Origin of the sequence: Variovorax endophyticus (genome assembly GCF_025376855.1) — a bacterium.
Taxonomy (GTDB): Bacteria; Pseudomonadota; Gammaproteobacteria; order Burkholderiales; family Burkholderiaceae_C; genus Variovorax.
Map to the genome: position 1 here is coordinate 1 of NZ_JAHUTH010000060.1, position 19,396 is coordinate 19,396.

Genomic DNA, 19,396 nt, shown 5'->3' on the forward strand with positions numbered 1-19,396 from the left:
GGGGTGCGGGGCAAGGCGGCGCAGGTGTTGACGTACTTTGCGGGGAGGGGGAAATACCTTGCGCGCCGAGCCCGGCGAAACCCTCGCCAGGCAGCTCGCCCTCGTCATCGACCTCAACGTCTGCGTCGGCTGCCATGCCTGCGTGACCTCGTGCAAGCAGTGGAACACCTCGGGCAGCGCGGGCCCGCTCGCGGACTTCGAGCCCTACGGCGCCAACCCCACGGGCACCTTCTTCAATCGCGTGCAGACCTACGAGGCCGGTTCGTTCCCCGGCACCGACACCGTGCACTTCCCCAAGAGCTGCCTGCACTGCGAGGACCCGCCCTGCGTGCCGGTCTGTCCGACCGGCGCGAGCTACAAGCGCAAGGAAGACGGCATCGTGCTGGTCGACTACGACAAGTGCATCGGCTGCAAGTACTGCGCCTGGGCCTGTCCCTACGGCGCGCGCGAGCTCGACGAGGAACGCCAGGTCATGACCAAGTGCACGCTGTGCGTCGACCGCATCTACGACGAGCAGCTGCCCCAGGAAGACCGCAAGCCCGCCTGCGTGAAGGCCTGCCCCACCGGCGCGCGCCTGTTCGGCGACGTGAAAGATCCCGACTCCGAGGTCTCGCGCGCGATCCGCGAGCGCGGCGGCTATCCGCTGATGCCCGAGTGGGAGACCAGCCCCGCCAACCGCTACCTGCCGCGCCGCAACATGGCCGCGCCCGCGCAGGGCACGCCGGAGTAGCGCGCATGCATCCCGCCTTCTCGATCCTCTTCTTCACCACGCTGGCCGGTGCCGCGCAGGGCCTGGTGGCCGCGCTCGCGCTGGCGGTGCTGTTCGGCCTCGGGCTGTCGCCGGGCTTTATCGGCGGCGCGCTGGCGCTGGCCGAGCTGCTGCTGGTCGCGGGCCTCGCGGCCTCGTTCATGCACCTGGGCCGCAAGACGCGCGCCTGGCGCGCGGTGCTGATGTGGCGCACCTCGTGGATGTCGCGCGAGGTGATCGTGCTGCCGGCCTTCATCGCGCTGGTCGCGCTGTGGTGGCTCGCGCTGCGGCTCGGGGTCGCCGCGCCGTGGTCGGTGCTGCTGCCCGTGCTGGTGCTGGGGGGCGCCGTCGCGCTGTGGTACTGCACCGCGATGATCTATGCCTGCCTGCGCTTCATCCAGGAGTGGGCGCATCCGCTGACCATCGCCAACTTCATGCTGATCGGGCTGTCGTCGGGCCTGGTGCTGGCCTGCGCGCTCGCCGCCGTGGCCGGCGAGGCGCGCTTCGTGCAGGCCTTCGGCCCGTGGGCGCTGGCCTTCACGCTCGTGGCCTGGGCCGTGCGCGCGTTCACGCTGCGCCGCAATGCGCGGCTGCGCCCGCGCTCGACCCTGCAGTCGGCCACCGGCATCCGCACGCACAAGCTGGTGCAGAAGTCGATGGGCATGTCGGCGGGCTCGTTCAACACGCGCGAGTTCTTCCATGGCGCCTCGCAGCTCGCGCTGCGCCAGGTCAAGCTGGGCTTCCTGCTGCTGGCCTTCGCGTTGCCCGCGCTGCTGCTGGCCTGGGGCCTCGCGAGCGCGGCCGTGCTGCCGTGGCTGCTCGCGGTGCTGGTGCAGGCGCCGGGCTTGCTGGCCGAGCGCTGGTTCTTCTTCGCGCAGGCACGGCATCCACAGAACCTGTACTACCAGGTCGTGTCGTAGGACCAGCGCCCGTCGTCGGGCTCGCTAGGGGTTAGCACGCTGGCCGGATGCCGGGTGGTGATGCACAAACACGCGTTGCTTTCCGAACGACAGGTTGCCCCCTCCGATGACCGACCACCTGTATTTCTTCAGTGCGAATTCCTACGTCTACGCCTCGCGCAAGGACGACTTCCCCGCCACCTCCAGGCCCCATGCGGTGCTGCTGTTCTCCGTCGACGGCACGCCGCTCACGCTGCGCACGCCGCGGCGTCAGTTCGTGGGCGGCGCGATCGCGGTGGCGCCGCAGACGGTGCGCACGCTGAGCGTGTCGAACGCGGGCCTGGTGAGCATCAACCTGCCGCCGTCCTCGCCCTTCTTCAGCGCCTTCAGCGGCATCGTGCCGCTGGGCGCGCATGTGCTCGAGCGCAGGGCCTTCAGGCCCTTCGACGGCTTTCTCGCGGGCATGCACGAGGGCGCGCGCAAGCCCGCGCAGGCCGAGGAGATCTTTCGCGACCTGGTCTCGACGGCGGTGGAGCAGTTGCCGTGCACGCAGCGCATCGACACGCGCGTGCTGCAGGTGTTGCGCTACCTCGACAAAGAACCCGAGGCCACGCTGGTCGAACTCGCGCGTGCCTTCGAGCTTTCGCCGTACCGCATGTCGCACCTGATCTCCGATTCGCTCGGGCTGTCGTTCCGTGCCTACCAGGGCTGGCGCAAGCAGGTGCGCGTGTGCAAGCTCTTGTACTCGGGCCGCTCGCTCACCGACATCGCGCACGAGGCGGGCCTGAGCGACTCGGCCCATCTCTCGCACTTCTACCGGCACTGGTACGGGCAGAGCCCGTCGTACTCGCGCGACCGCGAGTCGGTGAAGTTCTTCTCCTGAACGCGCCCACCAAAAAAGCCGCCGCGGGGCGAAACCCGCGGCGGCTTTCTTCTTCATGGCGGCGCGTTCAGCGCGGCATCTGCTTCGTCGTCACGGTCGAGAAGCCGGTCTTCACGATCGAGGGAATGCCGATGTCGAGGTACTGGTCGGCATCGTCGTACTTCGGCCAGGTGACGCCGACCTTGGCGACGTTGGGATCGCCCGTGGTCGCGAAGCGGGTCCACATGCTCATCACCTCGTCGCTGAGCTTGTAGTCGCGATCGCTCACGCCCGGATCGGGCGGGATGTCGGGGCTCGCGGGCAGCAGCGAGGTGCCGTAGATGCGCCCGACCGTGGCGAGCGAGCCGTACTGGTAGGACACCTCGAGCCCGTGGTAGGCCGCCACGCCCGCATTGGCCCAGTTCACCGGCACGTGCGTGAAGATGTAGGTGTAGATCGGCGACTTCTGCACCTTCACCATCTGCTTGAGGAAGTTGCCGCGCAGCGGGTTGGCGGCCGTGATCTCGGCGCCGCCGTTGCCCACCATGAAGGGCACGTCGCTGTGCTTGTTGTCGAGGATCAGGTTGCCGATGGTGTCGGGCAGCGACCAGTCGTCGACCGTGAAGGCCGTGGTGTAGCCGCTGCCGCTCGCGAACGAGGCCGCGACGATGTCCTGCCACGGCTTCTTGCGCAGCTCGTCGATGGTGGCCGCGCCCACCTTGGCCATCAGCTTCACGCCGTACTGCTCGGTCTGCGCGAGCGGCGTGCCGGCGATGGTCCAGCCGGCTTCTGCGATGGCGCGGTGGAACAGCCCCTTGGCCAGCGGCGAGGCCACGAGCCAGTTGGTCTTCATGCCGCCGCCCGAGTGGCCCCAGATGGTGACGTTGCCCGGATCGCCGCCGAAGCCCTCGATGTTCGCCTGCACCCACTTGAGCGCCGCGACCAGGTCGAGCTGGCCGTAGTTGCCCGAGGACTTGTTGGCCGACTCGGCCGTGAGCGTCGGATGCGCCATGTAGCCGAGCGCGCCGATGCGGTGCTGCACCGTGACCGACACCACGCCGTGATTGGGCAGGTTCGGCAGGTTGTCGCTCGCGCGGTTCACCGAGCCGGTGGTGAGGCCGCCGCCATGGAACAGCACCATCACCGGCAGCTTCTCGCCCTTCTTCTTCGCGGGCGTGGTGATGTTCAGGCGCAGCACGTCCTCGCCCATGCCCGACTCGGGCACGGCGTCGTAGACGGGCGACGCGGGGAAGGGCTGCGGCGCCATCTTGCTGTAGCTGGTGGCGGCATAGACGCCGTCCCACGAGGCCGGCGGCTGCGGCGGCTTCCAGCGCAGGTTGCCGACCGGCGGCGCGCCGTAGGGGATGCCCTTGTACTGGTGCACCCGCGTGTCGCCGTCGCCGACCGTTTCGCCCGAGACCTTGCCCGATGCGGTCTGGATCGGATCGGCGTAGGCGTTCGCGTCCACCGCGGGCGGCGGTGGATTGCCGCCGCCGCCCGATGCCGGCGGCAGCGGTATGAAGCCACCGCCGCCACCACCACCACCGCCGCATGCCACGAGGCCCGCGCTCAAAGCGAGGGCCGCCAGCCACCTGATCCCCGTACCTCTGTCCTGACGTTTCATGTCTCCGCACCTGGTTGTTGAGTGAGCCGGCATCGTAGGAACGCAGGTGCGCGCACGCTTGTACCGAGATGCTGTGCTGACGCGGGCGCGACAACAGCAACTCGGTACAAGCGCGAGCGGCGGGAATGTGCTTGCGCGGCACGCGCCGCGCGCGGAGTTCAGGCCTCGTGGTTCAACGCCAGCCCGGCCGTGGGCCAATCGTCGATCGCGATCAGCCGCCCGCTGCCCGACAGCGTGACGAAGGCGGTGCGCAGGCCGGGGCCGCCGAAGCAGATGTTGGTGGTGTAGCGGTCGGGCAGCGGCAGGTGCTCGACCTGGCCGCCGTCGGGCGCCACGATGCTGATGCCGCCATGCAGCAGCGTCGCCACGCAGAGATTGCCGAGCGCATCGACCGCCATCGAGTCGAAGCGCTGGTAGTGCCCGCCCGGCGAGGCGCAGAGCATGCGCCCGCCATGCGGCGAGGGCCAGCCATCCTTGCGCACGCGGCCCGGCGCCACGATGTCGAAGGCCCAGACGCGCGCGCCCTCGGTTTCGGCGTAGTAGAGCGTCTGGCCATCGGGCGACAGCGCGATGCCGTTGGGCGTCATCACGGGCCGCGCGATCGCCTGCGCGGCGGCGCCGTCGGCATGGCCGTAGAACAGGCCGCCGCGGTCCATGTCGCGCTCGCGCACCTTGCCGAGGTCGGTGAAGTAGAAGCCGCCATGCGCGTCGAACACGATGTCGTTGGGCCCGCAGAGCGCGCCGCCCTCGACCGTGTCGTAGATCCGCTCCGCGCGGCCGGTCGCGAGGTTCACGCGCTCGATGCGCCCGCCCGAGTAGTCCTCGGCCTGGCCCACGGGCCGCACGCTGCCATCGGCCTCGGTGTGCCACTTGAAGCCGCCGTTGTTGCAGACGTAGACCGCGCCGTCGGGGCCGATCGCGGCACCGTTCGGGCCGCCGCCGAGGTCGGCCACCACCTGCACCAGGCCATCGGGCCGCACGCGCGTGAGCGTGCCGCGCGCGATCTCCACCAGCAGCACCGAGCCGTCGCGCAGGGCGATCGGTCCTTCGGGAAACTGCAGGCCGCTGGCGAGTTCTCGGATCTTCATCGTGTGTCTCCTGGAGGGCGTGGACGGCGAGCCGGCTTCATTGTGCGGTCGGGGCCGCGACGCGACAATGAGAGCCTGTCGAACGCATGCTGCGATGGAGGACACGTCGAATGGCGAAATTCGTTCTGGTGCCGGGCGGCTGGCACGGAGGCTGGGCCTTCGAGGCCGTCGGCCAACTGCTGGCGGGCGAAGGGCACGAGGTGCGCGCGCTCACGCTGTCGGGGCTGGGCGACGAGCCCGCGCGCGGCGCCAACCTCGACAGCCATGTCGAGGAGGTGGTGCAGGTGTTGCACGAAGGCGATGCGCCCGCCGTGCTCGTCGGCCATTCGTATGCGGGCATGGTCATCACGGGCGCGGCGGACCGGGCGCCGTCGCGCGTCGGCGCGCTGGTCTATGCCGATGCCTATGTGCCCGCGCATGGCGACTCGGTGTGGTCGCTCACCAGTCAGTCCTATCGCGACCGCTTCATCGCAGGCGTGGCGGCCGATGGCCTGAGCTGCGCGGCGCCGGGGCACCTGGACAAGCGCTGCCGTGCCCATCCCATGGCCACCTTCCTGCAGGCGATCGCGTTGACGGGCGACTGGCGCCAGGTACGCTGCAAGGCCTACGTGGCCGCCTTCGGCTGGGAAGGCAGCCCGTTCATCGCGCTGTACGAAGCGCTGCGGCAGGACCCCGAGTGGATCACGCACCGCCTCGACTGCGCGCACGACATTCCGCGGCTCGCGCCCGAGGCCTTCGCGAAGATCCTGCTGAACTACGCGTAGAGCGTCTTCTGCATGAAGACGCTGAGCGGGTCGTCGGTGTAGCCGCCGAAGGGGCCGCGCCGCTCGTAGCCAAGCGAGGCATAGAGGGCGAGGGCCTCGGGCTGGAACGGACCCGTTTCGAGCTGAAGCAGCTTGCAGCCCGCGTCGATGGATGCGGACTCCAGTGCCTGCAGCAACTGGCGCGCGATGCCCTGGCCGCGGTAGTCGGGCGCGACGTACATGCGCTTGATCTCGCCCTGCGCGGCGCCGAGCACCACCGCGCCGCAACCCATGGCCTGACCCGCCTCATCGCGCGCGACGAAGAACAGCACATGGGGCTGCTTCAACGATGCGAGGTCGAGCAGGTGCCGGCTTTCGGGTGGATAGAGCTTGTCCTGGTAGGCATCGAGCTCGGCGATCAGGGCGATCACCTCGGGCTGGTCGGGTGTTTCGCGTGCGATGGTCATCGGCGAAGGCTACCCCACGGCCTTGATGAGCCGGTCGCGTCCCGCCTTCGCGAGCATCGACGCGACGGCGCAGGAGGCCAGCCGTGCCGCTTCCGAATCGGCGCGGCTCGTGAGGATCACCGGCACCTTGGTGCCGAGCACGATGCCGGCCGCATAGGCGCCGCCGAGGAAGGTCAGGCTCTTCGCGAGCATGTTGCCGGCATCGAGGTCGGGCACGATCAGCACGTTGGCGCGGCCCGCCACCGGCGAGACGATGCCCTTGATGCGCGCGGCCTCGGCATCGATCGCGTTGTCCATCGCGAGCGGGCCGTCGAGCTGCGCGCCCGTGATCTGGCCGCGGTCGGCCATCTTGCAGAGCACGGCCGCGTCGAGCGTGGAGGGCACCTTGGCATTGACCGTTTCGGTCGCCGAGAGGATGGCCACGCGCACGGCCGGCATCAGCAGCGCATGCGCGAGGTCGATCGCGTTCTGCACGATGTCGACCTTCTCCTCGAGCGTGGGCGCGATGTTGATCGCGGCATCGGAAATCACCAGCGGCTGCGCATGGCCGGGCACGTCCATCACGAAGCAATGGCTGATGCGGCGCGAGGTGCGCAGGCCGCCTTCGCGGCGCACCACCGCGCCCATGAGTTCGTCGGTGTGCAGGCTGCCCTTCATCAATGCATCGACCTCGCCGCGCAGGGCCATCGCCACGGCCGCGTCGGCCGCGGCATGGCTGTGCGGCGCATCGACGATGGCAATGCCCGAGAGGTCGATGCCGATCTCGTGCGCTGCCGCTTCGATCTTCGCGCGCGGGCCCACCAGCGTGGGCGCGATCAGCCCCAGCGCGGCCGAGGCGAGCGCTGCCTCGAGCGACACGGCATTGGCCGGATGCACCACCGCCACGCGCAGCGGCGGCAGGCCGCGCGCGGTGGCGATCAGGCGGTCGTAGTGCGGATGGGAGGTGGTGGGATGGGGTGCGGCCATGCGGGCAACCTTACTTCAAAATTTTTTCAGCCGGCATGTTGACGGCGGCGTAAAGACTATTTACAGTCCGACTCCTTCGCGCAGCAGACTGCGCATTTTCGATTCCACACACAGCACCACAGGACCCATCGTGACCACCGCAGCCCGCATTTGCATCGAAAGCCTCCGACCCGTTCCGGTCCGGCCGCTCGTGCGCGCTCTGCTGGCCGTCACGGTCGCTGCATGGCTGAACGAGAACCACAGGCTGCATCCGGGTGGAGGGCGCGCTTAGGCGACGACCTCCCAAGCGCTCTTCACCAAGAGGCCCGGACACCGAAAGGTTCCGGGCCTTTTTGCTTTGGCGCCTCATCACCGAACCCTTGACCCATGCAGCGATCGTGCTGCAGCGCATGAAGCCATAAGCCTCATGCACGCTCCTTCAAAATTCGAAACGACGAGGCGGGGCCGCGATGGCGCGGCCCCTCGCCTCGGCAAGCAAGAGAAAACACATTCAGCCTCGGTGACGCAATTGGTAGACGTGTCCGCCTTAGAAGCGGAATTCTGGGAGTTCGAGTCTCCCCCGAGGCACCAAATTTCTCTGGGTTTAGGGTCTGTCATCAATCAAACGCCCTCGCGCTGGCCCCGCCATGCGGTGGATACGCGAAGGACGGCGCAGCCCATGGTCGCCCATGGGCAAGCCGGCCGACAAAGTAGCCGCCGTATGGCGGGGCCAGCCCGGAGGGAAGCCCTGTTGCGCGGTGCATTGCGGCGTTGCCCTTCGCTTACGTAGCGCGCTACGCAGCGCTCAGGGCGCCTTGCACTGCCCCGCGCAACAGGGCTTCGCGAGGGCGTTTGATTGATGACAGACCCTATGTCAATCAGGTAGACGGCCTGCCCTGGAAGCAGGAGGCTGCAGGTTCGAATCCTGCCACCCAGACCATCTTCGTTCTTATCGTGCGTGTGTAGCTCAACTGGCAGAGCACTGGTCTCCAAAACCAGCGGTTGAAGGTTCGATTCCTTCCGCGCGCGCCACCTCCTTTTCTTCTGCGTCTCGTTCGTCTAGCGGTGAGGACGCTGGACTTTCACTCCGGAAATCGCGGGTTCGAATCCCGCACGAGACGCCATCCTCATCCCGCGTTAGCTCAATGGATCAGAGCACCTGCCTACGAAGCAGGGGGTTGCACGTTCGAGTCGTGCACGTGGGGCCATTCTCTTTTTCCCCGGTAGCTCAGCTGGTAGATGCGGCGCACTGTTAATGCGCAGGTCACACGTTCGAACCGTGTTCGGGGAGCCATCTTGCGGCGGGCGCGCATCACCACTCGTACCCCACGCCCACGCCCAGGCTCGTCTTTTTGCCGCTGAAGCCGCCATTGACCTTGTAGACCCAGTTGCCGTCCTTGGTGCGGTACGAGTAGCCGAAGGCCAGCGCGCCATAGCCAGAGTAGGAGCCCACGCCCAGCGACATCAGATTCTTCCCCGGCGTCATGGCCTGGGGCAGGCTGCTCATCGCGCTCGCGATGGCCACGCCGCTGTAGGCGATTCCCGCGGTCTCGCTCACCTGGTTCTGTACCTGCGAGAGTTGCTGCAGGTTCACCGCATCGCCCGGCAACACGCCCGGCGCCACGTTGCCGATGCGCGTGCCGCCCGGTGCCTGGCCGCCGCCGAGCGTGATCTCGTTGTAGTTGACCGAGCCGTCGGGGTTGGTTGCGTACTGAACGCTGCCGGCCTTGACCGTGTTGGCCGTGGCCTTGAGTTGCGCCACGTTGGTGGCGTCGCTGTCGGCCGTGCCCGCGGCCACCCCGGTGATCTGCCGGAACCGGCCCTTGGCCGCGTCGCCCACCGACACCGCGGCCTGCGTGCTCGTCGTGGCCCGGATGGCCGCGGCCTGCTCCGAGGTGGCGCTCGGCGGCACGTAGCCGGCGATGCCTGCGGCCGTCGATGCGACCGAGCCCGCGCCGAGTGCCACGCCACCGGCCTGCATGGCCACCGCGCCGAAGCCGATGGCGGTGCCTTGCGATGCGCTCGACTGCGCCCCGGTACCGACCGCGATGGCGCCGTCTCCCGTGGCCTGCGCGCCGAAGCCCATGGCCACGGAGCCGTTACCGATCGCCTTCGCGCCGTTGCCGGCTGCGATGGCGTTGTCGCCCCTGGCCACCGACTGCGGCCCGATCGCCACCGATTCCTGGCCGATGGCCTGCGAGTCGGCGGCCTTCGAATTGGCGTGGAAGTACTTCGTGCCGTTGTCGTAGATGTCGGTCACGCGGCTGTTGGCGGTGCTCAGTCCCGTCGACAGGCTGCCGATGCCGCTGACCGAGCCGCTGATGCTCGTCGACAGGCTGTGGAGATTGCTGTTCGTCGTGCTCAGGCCGCTCGAGAGGCTTTGGATGCCGCTGGTGGCGGTGCTCAGGCCGGTGGAGGTCGAGGTCGACAGGCTCGCGACATGGCTGTTGGCCGTGCTCAGTCCCGTCGACAGGCTGCCCAGATGGCTGTTCGTGGTGCTGAGGCCGGTCGAGAGGCTGTCGATGCTGCTGGTGGCCGTGCTCAAGCCGGTCGAGCTGGAGGTCGACAGGCTGGCGATGCTGCTCGTCGCCGTGCTCAGGCCGCTCGACGTGGAGGTCGAGAGGCTGTCGATGCGGCTCGTGGTCGTGCTCAGGCTGCTCGAGGTGGAGGTCGAGAGGCTGTCGATACGGCTCGCGGTGGTGCTCAATCCGCTCGAGGTGGACGTCGACAGGCTGCCGATGACGCTGTTGGTCGTGCTCAGGCCGATCGACAGGCTGCCGATGCCGCTGGTGACGGTGCTCAGGCCGATCGAAAGACTGCCGATCGAGCTGGTCGTCGTGCTCAGGCCCGTGGAGGTCGATGTGGACAGGCTGTCGATGCTGCTGGTGGCGGTGCTCAGGCCTGTCGAAGTCGAGGTGGAAAGGCTGCCGATGGCGCTGGTTGCCGTGCTGAGACCGGTTGACGTCGAGGTCGACAGGCTGTCGATGCTGCTCGTTGCAGTGCTGAGGCCCGTGGAGGTCGATGTCGACAAGCTGCCGATCGAACTCGTTGCGGTGCTCAGGCCACTCGAGGTGGATGTAGAGAGACTGTCGATGCTGCTGGTTGCTGTACTCAGACCCGTGGAGGTCGAAGTGGACAGGCTGCCGATCGAGCTCGTCGCGGTGCTCAAGCCGGTCGACGTCGAGGTCGAAAGGCTGTCGATGCTGCTGGTTGCCGTGCTCAGGCCTGTAGAGGTCGAGGTGGACAGACTGTCGATGGAACTCGTCGCCGTGCTCAGGCCAGTCGATGTCGAAGTCGACAGGCTATCGAGGCCGCTGATCGCCGTGCTCAGACCCGTGGAGGTCGAGGTCGACAGGCTGTCGATACCGCTGATCGCTGTGCTTAGACCCGTCGAGGTCGAGGTGGACAGACTGCCGATCGAACTGGTCGCGGTGCTCAAGCCGGTCGACGTGGATGTTGACAAGCTATCGATGCCGCTGGTCGCCGTGCTCAGACCTGTGGAGGTCGAGGTCGACAAGCTGTCGATCGAACTGGTCGCGGTACTCAGTCCGCTCGACGTGGACGTCGACAGGCTCTCTATGCTGCTGGTTGCAGTGCTGAGGCCCGTGGAAGTCGAAGTGGACAGACTGCCTATGGAACTTGTCGCCGTGCTCAAGCCAGTCGACGTTGAGGTCGAAAGGCTGTCGATGCTGCTCGTCGCAGTGCTCATGCCCGTAGAGGTCGACGTGGACAGACTATCGATGGAGCTCGTCGCCGTGCTCAAACCACTCGAGGTGGATGTAGAGAGACTGTCGATGCTGCTGGTCGCCGAGCTCAGACCCGTGGAGGTCGAGGTCGACAGGCTGTCGATCGAACTCGTTGCGGTACTCAGTCCGCTAGACGTGGACGTCGACAGGCTCTCGATGCTGCTGGTTGCAGTGCTGAGGCCCGTGGAGGTCGAAGTGGACAGGCTGCCGATAGAACTCGTCGCTGTGCTCAGGCCAGTCGACGTCGAGGTCGAGAGGCTGCCGATGCTGCTCGTCGCGGTGCTCAAGCCGGTCGACGTAGAAGTCGAAAGGCTGTCGATTCTGCTTGTTGCAGTGCTGAGGCCCGTGGAGGTCGAAGTGGACAGGCTGCCTATGGAACTCGTCGCCGTGCTCAAGCCAGTCGACGTCGAGGTCGAGAGGCTGCCGATGCTGCTCGTCGCGGTGCTCAAGCCGGTCGACGTAGAAATCGACAAGCTATCGATGCCACTGGTCGCCGTGCTCAGACCTGTGGAGGTCGAGGTCGACAAGCTGTCGATCGAGCTCGTCGCGGTACTCAGTCCGCTCGACGTGGACGTCGACAGGCTGTCGATGCTGCTCGTTGCAGTGCTGAGGCCCGAGGAGGTCGAAGTGGACAAGCTGCCGATCGAACTCGTCGCAGTGCTCAAACCCGTTGACGTCGAGGTCGACAGGCTGTCGATGCTGCTCGTGGCAGTGCTCAGACCCGTGGAGGTCGACGTCGACAGGCTGCCGATAGAACTCGTCGCCGTGCTCAACCCCGACAGTATCGAGGTCGACAGATTGCCGATGCTGCTGTTCGTGGTGCTGATGCTGCTCGACAGCGAAGCGGTGACGGTCTTGACTTGCAGGACATTGACGGCGTCCTGGTCCGCGCTGCCAGCCGCCACACCCGTGATCTGGCGGTTGCCTACGTTCACCTCGCCCGACGAGGACTGCTTGCTCGACAGGGCGAAGGCGCCGTAGTTGCTCAATGCGCCCGTGTGGGTCACCGAGTCCGCGCCGAGCGCCACGCTGTTGGCCTTGGTCGCCTGGGCATTCCTTCCGATGGCACTGGCGCCGTCCGCGCGGGCACTGGCGCGGTCGCCCAGCGCGGTCGATCCGGTCGCGGTTGCCGCGGCGCCTGGTCCGAGCGCTGCGGCGCTGGCTCCGGTCGCGTTCGCGTCGGTTCCGATCGCCACCGCATACGTACCGCTGGCATTCGATGAATTGCCAGTGGCCACGGTGCCGGTGGCGGACGCGTTGGCGTTAACCCCCAGAGCGATGGATTGATCGCCGGTCGCCCGGGCGCCCGTGGGGTCGAAGTAACCGTCGGAAGCAGCGTCGTCGCCGCCGCCGATGGCGATGGCGCCCATGCCGGTCGCCCTCGTGGAGTTGCCCAGCGCGATGGCCCCGAACTTCGTGGCTCGCGAAGCATTGCCGAAGGCTATGGCGAGATCGGCCAACGCGCTCGACTGAAATCCAAAGGCAATCGAGGTAGAGCCAGTCGCGAGGTTGGTGGTGCCCAGGGCTATGGAGAAGTGCCCGCTGGCATTGTTGCCCAGGCCCATGGCCAGGGAGTTGGCGCCCAAGGCGGCGTTGTGGTTGCCGAACGCGAAAGCGTTCTGCTTCTCATTGGAAGTAGAGGCGTTGGTATTCCCTGCGACATTGTTGCCGCCGACGACGACAGAGCCGAAGTTCGCCGTGTTGTTGTTGCCCAGGGCCACGCCCAGCGCGCTCGACTCCGTCGTTTTTCCGTCTGACGGAAACACCTTGAAGGTGCTCTTCGTGGGATCGAATGCGTCGCCGAATCGCTGGCCTGTCGCGCCCGATGTCACCTTGTTGCCGGCGTTGGGATTGGAATACTGCGCACGAGCCGGCGCCACACCCGCAAGATCGGCCATGAGCATGGATGTCAGAGCAACGGCATACAGCGCCATCGATGATCCCGAAGGCGGGCCCGTGATCGAAGGGCTGGCGACAGGTCCGACATTGGTCTCTCCAGACTCCAAGGTCTTGCAGCTTTTCGCGGGTTTTCCGCGTGCCGACGAAATCTCCGACACCGCCACCCACGCTCCCAACGCTTCATTCCAAAGCGATCGATACGACTTGTTCATGAACCCACTCCCACCTCGTGCACGAAGCTTTTCTTGCTGATGTGAAGCGCCCAGCCTTCCCGGTGAACGCTCTCCGAATTCACGCCGCGCGCATGGCGCTCGACATGTGACCGTGTTGCAGGTCGGCTATGGCATGGTGGTCGAGCGATGCCTCGACAGGCGCTCGGCGGACGGCGGGATCCTGGAATGCAAGGCGTGTGAGCGCGCGGGAATGAACTCCGGGTATTTGCGCGCCCCGGCGCCCACCTCGATCCAGCACGCGAAAACCGGCTGCCCGCCGACGAGCTGCGGTGACGCGGCGCGCCGTGCCTGAAAGCCGTAGCGACGAAGCAGGCGCTCGATGCCCAGCGGCGACACGGTGATCAGCCGCCGGATGCCGTGCCGGGCGGCTTCGGTCAGCACGGCCTCGAGCAACTCGACAGCGACCGGAGAAGAGAACTGCGAGAGCGCGTCGCCGTTGCCCGAGAAGAAGTCGGCGGCCGCGAACCGCGAGAGTTCCCACACCAGCGGATCGCAAGGAGGCTCGGCATCGCCCATCAGTTGGGGAAAGACCTCGCCGAGGAGATAAGGGCGCTCGGTCGGCAGCAGGCGTGCCGTTCCCACGATCTCGCCTGAAGCGTCGCGTGCCGCGACATAGAGGGTTTCGGCGTGGTCGAATTGGTCGAGCTCCAAGCCATTGCGAGCGCTCAATTCCCAGCCCAGTTTCTCGATGAAGACCCGGTGTCGATATCTCGCGATGGCCACCATGACATCGGGCGCAAGTGCAACCGGTTTTCCAGTCAGAATTTCCACGATATCCGCTCCCCGTAAAAAGTTGGGCAATTCCAACTTGGGGGCGAATTGGGCGTAACTACCAAAATTGGTGGTTTACGACCTCGTCGGATGGAGGCGATTGCAATTCGTGACGGATGTGCGGTTTATCGAAGAGCGATTGTCTAGAGCTACGATGCCGTAAAAAAGTCGCAAATGAATATTGTATGCAAAAGATGCGTCACATAGACTTTCGTCGAACCGAAGAAGGGCAATTCACTTTTGGGAAATTATCAGAAAACAATTATTTCTGTTTGCGTTTCATTTTTTTGGAATGCTTCTTGTTGGTGCGCTATCCCCAAATAATCGGCTCACTGGACTTGCAAGGCAGAAGCGCGGAGGGTTCTGGAAAAATCATCTTCGTTGGGGAAAAAACCACGATTTGGCCGACCTCGTTTCCATCGAATAAGCAACTAAGTTGCAGCCGATTCTCTTTTGGTGACCCTGCCATGGCATTGAACAAGCCGAAGGATGAAGATTTGGATGTTCGATTTCATCAGGAAACGGTCCAATAAATATCATCGCTATGGATCCATGGATTGAAGAGCATTCGGAGGAACTGCTGCGGGCACGCGACAAGGAAGCCGCATTCGCGCAAATCGTCGCAGCGGCAAGAAACCTGGGGTTCGAGCATTGCGCGTATGGCTTGCGATGGCCGTTGCCGATTGCGAGACCGAAATTCCTGCTGCTCAACGATTACCCGGCAGGGTGGCGCGACCAGTACGAATCCGCAGGCTATCTCGCGATCGATCCCACCGTATCGCACGGTCGACGATCGCAGAACCCGCTGATCTGGAGCGACTCCGTATTCGCCGGGGTGCCAGAGATGTGGGAGGGCGCGCGCTCCTTCGGGCTGGCCGTGGGATGGGCGCAATCGAACTTCGACGCCCATGGCGTGGTGGGCATGCTGAGCCTGGCGCGCTCGAGGGAGTCCATCTCCGGCAGCGAATTGCAGGCCAAGGAACTGCGCATGCGCTACCTCGTCTGTGCCTCCCACCACGTGCTGTCGCGCATGCTTTCATCGCACGACGAAAGAGGGCCCGAAATCTTTTTGACCAAGCGCGAGATCGAGATCCTCAAGTGGCTGGCGGACGGCAAGTCCTCCAGGGAGATCTCGGACATCCTCCACATCGCCTTCGACACAGTGAACTTCCACGTGAAGAACGTCATCACGAAGTTCGGCACACCCAACAAGACCGCCGCGGTGGTGCGTGCGGTCTTGATGGGCCTCGTGGACTAGCGGGCGGTCAACCCGCCGCGCGATAGACCGGCTCGCGCACCAGCGCCCGCGCCACCCGCCACGCCATCCACAACAGCGCGATCGGCAGCACCACGGTCTGCAGCGCGAACAGCGCGATCAGCTTCACGATGCGCTCGGCCCAGTCCGAGGCCGAGCGGATGATCTGGTCGTAGGTGGCCTTGAGATTCGGCAGCTTCGGCAGCCAGCGCTCGATGCGTTCCTTCCAGCCCTCCTGCGCATTCGGCTGCGCCTCCTGCGCGGTGTCGACCACGGCGGCCGGCGACTTCTCGATCAGCGCGAGGGCCGACTGGTACTCGTCGGCCATGAAGACGCGGTACAGCGCCTCGTTGGCCATGGCCGACAGCGGCACCGCGAAGCGCACCAGCAGCAGGCCGATCAACAGCGACTGCAGCCAACGCGGCGAACGGCCGCTGTGCCAGCGCCAGGCGATCCACGCCAGCGCCACCGCGCAGACCAACACCGACATCCAGGCATGCGCGCCGATCTTGAGCAGCACGAGCTGGATGCCGAAGGACACGCTGGCCGCCAGCATGATGGCCGCGAACTGTTCGATCAGTTCGTTGAGCGGCTTGAGCGCCTGGCCCGGCGCGAGGCTCACGCCGATACCGCCGGGGGTGGCATCGACCTGCGTGCCCTGCGCCACCGAGACCACCGCGCCGAGCGCGCGTGCCGCGGCGAAGGTGGTCAGGGCGCGCTTGAGTCCGTCCTCGACCTGCGTGCGCGCGGGCGTGTCGATCGGCGCGACCCAGCAACCGAGGAACACCACGAGGGCGACGGCGAGAAGGTAGACGCGCTGCAGCGGTCGGTTGGAGGTGGTGGTGCTGTTCATGGCTCGTGGTCGGATGCGTGCGCGCGGTCGTGTGAGGGCCGCGGCGGGCTTCTGGCATTCTCGCGGCGCTCGGTCGCCGCTCGAAAGAATCCCGCATGGCGGGGTCGGTCGGGGTGTGCGTTCGACGCCGCCCCGGGTTTCTTGTTCCCTTCGGAGTCCTCTTCATGACAACCACCGTTCAACCCCGCAAGATCGTCGTGCTCTCGGGCTCGGGCGTGAGCGCCGAAAGCGGCCTGCCCACCTTCCGCGACGCCAAGGGCCTGTGGAACAACCATCCGTGGCAGGAGCTCGCGAGTCCCGAGGGCTGGCAGCGCCATCCCGAGACCGTGCAGGCCTTCTACAACGAGCGCCGCCAGAAGGCCTGGGCCGCCCAGCCCAACGCGGCGCACGCGGCCATTGCTTCGCTCGAGCCGGCCTACGAGGTGGTCATCGTCACGCAGAACGTCGATGCGCTGCACGAGCGCGCGGGCTCCACGCAGGTGCTGCACATCCACGGCGAGCTCGCCTATGCGCGCGGCACCTCGGAGCGGCGTCATCGCTACCGCATCGACGGCGCGGCGATCGAGATGGGCCAGCTGTGCGAAGACGGCACGCAGCTGCGGCCCGACATCGTGTGGTTCGGCGAATCGGTGCAGCACTTCGACGAGGCGCTGATGCACGTCGCCAGCGCCGCGCGCGTGCTGGTGGTGGGCACTTCGCTCGCGGTGCAGCCGGCCGCCTCGCTCGCGCGCTATGCGCACCACAGTGCCGAGAAGGTGCTGGTGTCGCTCGAGATGGAGGAGGTGCCGCGCGGCTTCGACTTCATGCGCGGCAAGGCGACCGAGCAGGTGCCGGCGCTGGTCGCGCGATGGCTCGCGGAAGCGCCGCAACGATAGGTGGCGCCTGCCAGGCAAGACCCGTCGTCGAGAGATGACGGGCTTTTTTGTGTCGCCTTGTTTCGGCGCTCGCGTGCCGGGGCCGCCAAGGAACCGATTGTTCCTAAGCTTCGGGTCAGGTAGTGCTTTTTTCGCCGTGACCTTCTGCACTGGCGAGCTCGCCGCGCTTCACCTACCGTTCGGGCGGTTTCAACGCAACACGGGAGCAGCTCATGGCGGTAGACATGTTCATGCGCGTCGAAGGCGCGAATGGCGAATCGAAGGACGCGAACCACAAGGACTGGACGGACATCAAGTCCTTCGCATGGGGCGCGACCCAGCCCGGCAACATGGTCAGCGGTGGCGGCGGTGGCGTGGGCAAGGCCAGCTTCAACGACCTGCAGGTGCTCGCACGCATCGACAAGGCGGCGCCGTCCGTCATGAAGAACTGCGCCAGCGGCAAGCATCTGAGCAAGGTCGAGGTCTCGGTCTGCAAGGCCGGCGGCAGCCAGATCGAATACACGCGCGTGACGCTCGAGGAGGTGCTGGTCACCTCGGTGCAGTACACGGCCGAGCAGGGCAGCGACGCGGTGTTCGTGCAGTACGCGTTCCAGGCCGCCAAGGTCAAGCAGCAGTATTGGGAACAGACCGACAAGGGCGGCAAGGGCGCCGAAACCCAGCTCGGCTGGAACATCAAGGAAAACAGGGAAGCCTGAGCACCGCGCGTGCGGGCCGGCGCGCGAGGTGCGCCGGCCCGCGTGCGCCTGTGCGTTGCATTCGCTTCGTCGCAAGGTCCCCGCCCCCATGACCCGCAGCTTCATCGCCCACAGTGCCCTGGGCGAGCGCCTCAAGTTCCGCTCGATGACGGGGCAGGAGCGGATCTCCACGCTGTTCGAATCGCGCGTGCGGCTGGTCAGCGAGCTGCCTGGCATCTCGGCCAGGCAGATGCTCGGCGAGGACATGACGATCGAGGTCAACCTCGCGACCGAGCTCGGCGGCGCGGGGCAGCGCTTCATCAGCGGGCAGGTCACGCGCTTCGCGCGCGTGGGCAAGGACGACGGCGACATGCATGTCTACGAAGCTGTGCTGCGCCCCTGGCTCTGGTACGCCACGCGGCGCTCGGACTTCAAGATCTTCCAGTTCAAGTCCGTGCCCGACATCGTGCAGGAGGTGCTCGCGCCTTACGGCTTCGGCATCGATGCGCGGCTGAGCGGCAGCTACCGCAGCTGGGACTACTGCGTGCAGTACGGCGAGACCGACTTCGATTTCGTGAGCCGGCTCATGGAGTCCGAGGGCATCTACTACTTCTTCGCGCATGCAAAAGGCAGCCATCAGCTCGTGCTGTGCGACGGACCGGGCTCGCATGCGCCGCTGCCCGCCGGCCCGGTGAAGGTGCCCTACCACGCGGGCGTGCTCGCGGCGCAGATCCTCGAGCAGGACTTCATCGACAGCTGGCACCACGCCGAGGACATCGCCTCGGGCCATTTCGCGGCCGACGACTACGACTTCAGGAAGCCGCACGCCGAGATCGACACGCTGCGCCGCCAGCCCGCGGGCCATGACCACGACAGCTACGAGCGCTACGACTGGCCCGGCGGCTACACCGAACTCGGCGACGGCGAGAACTACGCACGGCTGCGGCTCGAACAGCAGATCGGCCGGCGCGAATCGATCGAAGCCGAAGGCAACCTGCGCCACATCGCGCCCGGCTACCTGTTCGACCTCGCGCGCCATCCCGATGCCGAGGACAACCGCCGCTACCTGATCGAGGCCGCGAGCCACGACTTCCAGGAGAACGCGCTGCGCGTGGCCGCCGCCGGTGCCGCCTACGGCGAATCGACCAGCAGCACCAGCTACCGCCAGGCCTTCGCGGTGGTGCCCGACAGCGCGCCCTACCGCGTGCCGCGCCTCACGCCGCGCCCGCGCACCACCGGCCCTCAGACCGCGGTGGTAGTGGGCCCCGCGGGCGAGGAGATTTACACCGACGAGTACGGCCGCATCAAGGTGCAGTTCCACTGGGACCGCTACGGCCAGCGCGACGAGAACGCCTCGTGCTGGATCCGCGTCTCGCAGACCTGGGCCGGCGGCGGCTACGGCAGCATGCAGATCCCGCGCATCGGGCAGGAGGTGATCGTCGACTTCCTCAACGGCGATCCCGACCACCCGATCGTCACGGGCTGCGTCTACAACGCCGCGCAGATGCCGGCCTGGGAGCTGCCGCGCCACAAGACGCAGTCGGGCATCCAGACGCACTGGAGCAAGGGCGGTGGCGGCAAGCACATGCTGCGCTTCGAGGACCAGCGCGGCAGCGAGCACATCGAGCTCTCGACCGACCATGGCGCCACCCACCTGCACATGGGCTACCTGATGAACCAGGGCTCGGAGGTGCAGCGCAGCTACGGCTTCGAG

At 66.5% G+C, this 19,396-nt stretch carries 15 protein-coding genes, 5 tRNA genes and 1 pseudogene; 13 read left to right on the top strand and 8 right to left on the bottom strand.

The annotated features are described in order from the left end of the window. The first annotated feature begins 58 nt into the window (after nucleotides 1-58). The 3 genes from KV106_RS39535 (at nucleotide 59) to KV106_RS39545 (ending at nucleotide 2,530) form a co-directional block, all read left to right on the top strand. Nucleotides 59-730, top strand: a complete 672-nt coding sequence (locus tag KV106_RS39535) for a 4Fe-4S dicluster domain-containing protein (protein ID WP_261217909.1) — start codon at nucleotides 59-61, stop codon at nucleotides 728-730. Nucleotides 731-735: 5 nt separating this feature from the next. Then, nucleotides 736-1,668, top strand: a complete 933-nt coding sequence (locus tag KV106_RS39540) for a dimethyl sulfoxide reductase anchor subunit family protein (RefSeq protein ID WP_261217910.1) — start codon at nucleotides 736-738, stop codon at nucleotides 1,666-1,668. A 106-nt stretch (nucleotides 1,669-1,774) separates the two neighbouring features. After that, complete coding sequence (locus KV106_RS39545) at nucleotides 1,775-2,530, top strand: helix-turn-helix domain-containing protein (protein WP_261217912.1); 756 nt, start codon at nucleotides 1,775-1,777, stop codon at nucleotides 2,528-2,530. Nucleotides 2,531-2,597: 67 nt separating this feature from the next. Here KV106_RS39545 and KV106_RS39550 read toward each other — a convergent pair whose 3' ends face one another. Continuing rightward, nucleotides 2,598-4,082: a carboxylesterase/lipase family protein gene (locus tag KV106_RS39550; RefSeq protein WP_261217913.1), complete on the bottom strand. Its 1,485-nt coding sequence runs from the start codon at nucleotides 4,080-4,082 to the stop codon at nucleotides 2,598-2,600. Nucleotides 4,083-4,291: 209 nt separating this feature from the next. Then, complete coding sequence (locus KV106_RS39555; protein WP_261217915.1) at nucleotides 4,292-5,221, bottom strand: SMP-30/gluconolactonase/LRE family protein; 930 nt, start codon at nucleotides 5,219-5,221, stop codon at nucleotides 4,292-4,294. A 110-nt stretch (nucleotides 5,222-5,331) separates the two neighbouring features. On the opposite strand from KV106_RS39555, the gene KV106_RS39560 reads away from it, so the two are divergent. Beyond that, nucleotides 5,332-5,985 (top strand): alpha/beta fold hydrolase, encoded by a 654-nt coding sequence (locus KV106_RS39560; protein WP_261217921.1) that lies wholly within the window; start codon nucleotides 5,332-5,334, stop codon nucleotides 5,983-5,985. Here KV106_RS39560 and KV106_RS39565 read toward each other — a convergent pair. Both KV106_RS39565 and KV106_RS39570 read right to left on the bottom strand, forming a co-directional pair. Continuing rightward, nucleotides 5,976-6,431 carry a GNAT family N-acetyltransferase gene (locus KV106_RS39565; RefSeq protein ID WP_261217922.1) on the bottom strand — a complete coding sequence of 152 codons (456 nt, stop codon included), beginning with the start codon at nucleotides 6,429-6,431 and terminating at the stop codon, nucleotides 5,976-5,978. The genes KV106_RS39560 and KV106_RS39565 overlap by 10 nt on opposite strands. A gap of 9 nt (nucleotides 6,432-6,440) precedes the next feature. Continuing rightward, complete coding sequence (locus tag KV106_RS39570) at nucleotides 6,441-7,397, bottom strand: phosphate acetyltransferase (RefSeq protein WP_057597032.1); 957 nt, start codon at nucleotides 7,395-7,397, stop codon at nucleotides 6,441-6,443. A 493-nt stretch (nucleotides 7,398-7,890) separates the two neighbouring features. On the opposite strand from KV106_RS39570, the gene KV106_RS39575 reads away from it, so the two are divergent. The 5 genes from KV106_RS39575 to KV106_RS39595 all read left to right on the top strand — a co-directional run bounded on the left by KV106_RS39575 (nucleotide 7,891) and on the right by KV106_RS39595 (nucleotide 8,670). Beyond that, nucleotides 7,891-7,967 (top strand) — tRNA-Leu (locus KV106_RS39575). A 365-nt stretch (nucleotides 7,968-8,332) separates the two neighbouring features. After that, a tRNA-Trp gene (locus tag KV106_RS39580) sits at nucleotides 8,333-8,408 on the top strand. A 16-nt stretch (nucleotides 8,409-8,424) separates the two neighbouring features. Further along, a tRNA-Glu gene (locus KV106_RS39585) sits at nucleotides 8,425-8,500 on the top strand. A gap of 7 nt (nucleotides 8,501-8,507) precedes the next feature. After that, nucleotides 8,508-8,584, top strand: a tRNA-Arg gene (locus tag KV106_RS39590). A 9-nt stretch (nucleotides 8,585-8,593) separates the two neighbouring features. Beyond that, a tRNA-Asn gene (locus KV106_RS39595) sits at nucleotides 8,594-8,670 on the top strand. Nucleotides 8,671-8,688: 18 nt separating this feature from the next. Here KV106_RS39595 and KV106_RS40140 read toward each other — a convergent pair. The 3 genes and pseudogenes from KV106_RS40140 to KV106_RS39605 all read right to left on the bottom strand — a co-directional run bounded on the left by KV106_RS40140 (nucleotide 8,689) and on the right by KV106_RS39605 (nucleotide 14,061). Then, nucleotides 8,689-9,357: a YadA-like family protein gene (locus KV106_RS40140; RefSeq protein ID WP_462982924.1), complete on the bottom strand. Its 669-nt coding sequence runs from the start codon at nucleotides 9,355-9,357 to the stop codon at nucleotides 8,689-8,691. A 33-nt stretch (nucleotides 9,358-9,390) separates the two neighbouring features. Next, a pseudogene (locus KV106_RS40130) lies at nucleotides 9,391-13,233 on the bottom strand (ESPR-type extended signal peptide-containing protein); the annotation flags it as partial. Between the two features lie 126 nt (nucleotides 13,234-13,359). Next, on the bottom strand, nucleotides 13,360-14,061 hold the full coding sequence (locus KV106_RS39605; protein ID WP_261217928.1) for an acyl-homoserine-lactone synthase: 702 nt from the start codon (nucleotides 14,059-14,061) through the stop codon (nucleotides 13,360-13,362). Nucleotides 14,062-14,569: 508 nt separating this feature from the next. On the opposite strand from KV106_RS39605, the gene KV106_RS39610 reads away from it, so the two are divergent. Continuing rightward, on the top strand, nucleotides 14,570-15,283 hold the full coding sequence (locus KV106_RS39610; protein ID WP_261217929.1) for an autoinducer binding domain-containing protein: 714 nt from the start codon (nucleotides 14,570-14,572) through the stop codon (nucleotides 15,281-15,283). Between the two features lie 7 nt (nucleotides 15,284-15,290). On the opposite strand, the gene KV106_RS39615 is transcribed toward KV106_RS39610, so the two are convergent. Beyond that, nucleotides 15,291-16,133 carry a hypothetical protein gene (locus tag KV106_RS39615; RefSeq protein WP_261217930.1) on the bottom strand — a complete coding sequence of 281 codons (843 nt, stop codon included), beginning with the start codon at nucleotides 16,131-16,133 and terminating at the stop codon, nucleotides 15,291-15,293. 164 nt (nucleotides 16,134-16,297) lie between these two features. Between KV106_RS39615 and KV106_RS39620 the strand changes: the two genes are divergently transcribed. The 3 genes from KV106_RS39620 to KV106_RS39630 form a co-directional block, all read left to right on the top strand. Then, a complete protein-coding gene (locus KV106_RS39620; protein ID WP_261217932.1) occupies nucleotides 16,298-17,008 on the top strand; it encodes an SIR2 family NAD-dependent protein deacylase in 711 nt (236 codons plus the stop codon). 212 nt (nucleotides 17,009-17,220) lie between these two features. Further along, nucleotides 17,221-17,703 carry an Hcp family type VI secretion system effector gene (locus KV106_RS39625; RefSeq protein WP_261217952.1) on the top strand — a complete coding sequence of 161 codons (483 nt, stop codon included), beginning with the start codon at nucleotides 17,221-17,223 and terminating at the stop codon, nucleotides 17,701-17,703. 88 nt (nucleotides 17,704-17,791) lie between these two features. Continuing rightward, nucleotides 17,792-19,396 (top strand): type VI secretion system Vgr family protein (locus tag KV106_RS39630; protein ID WP_261217954.1); only part of this gene is annotated, 1,605 nt, incomplete at its 3' end.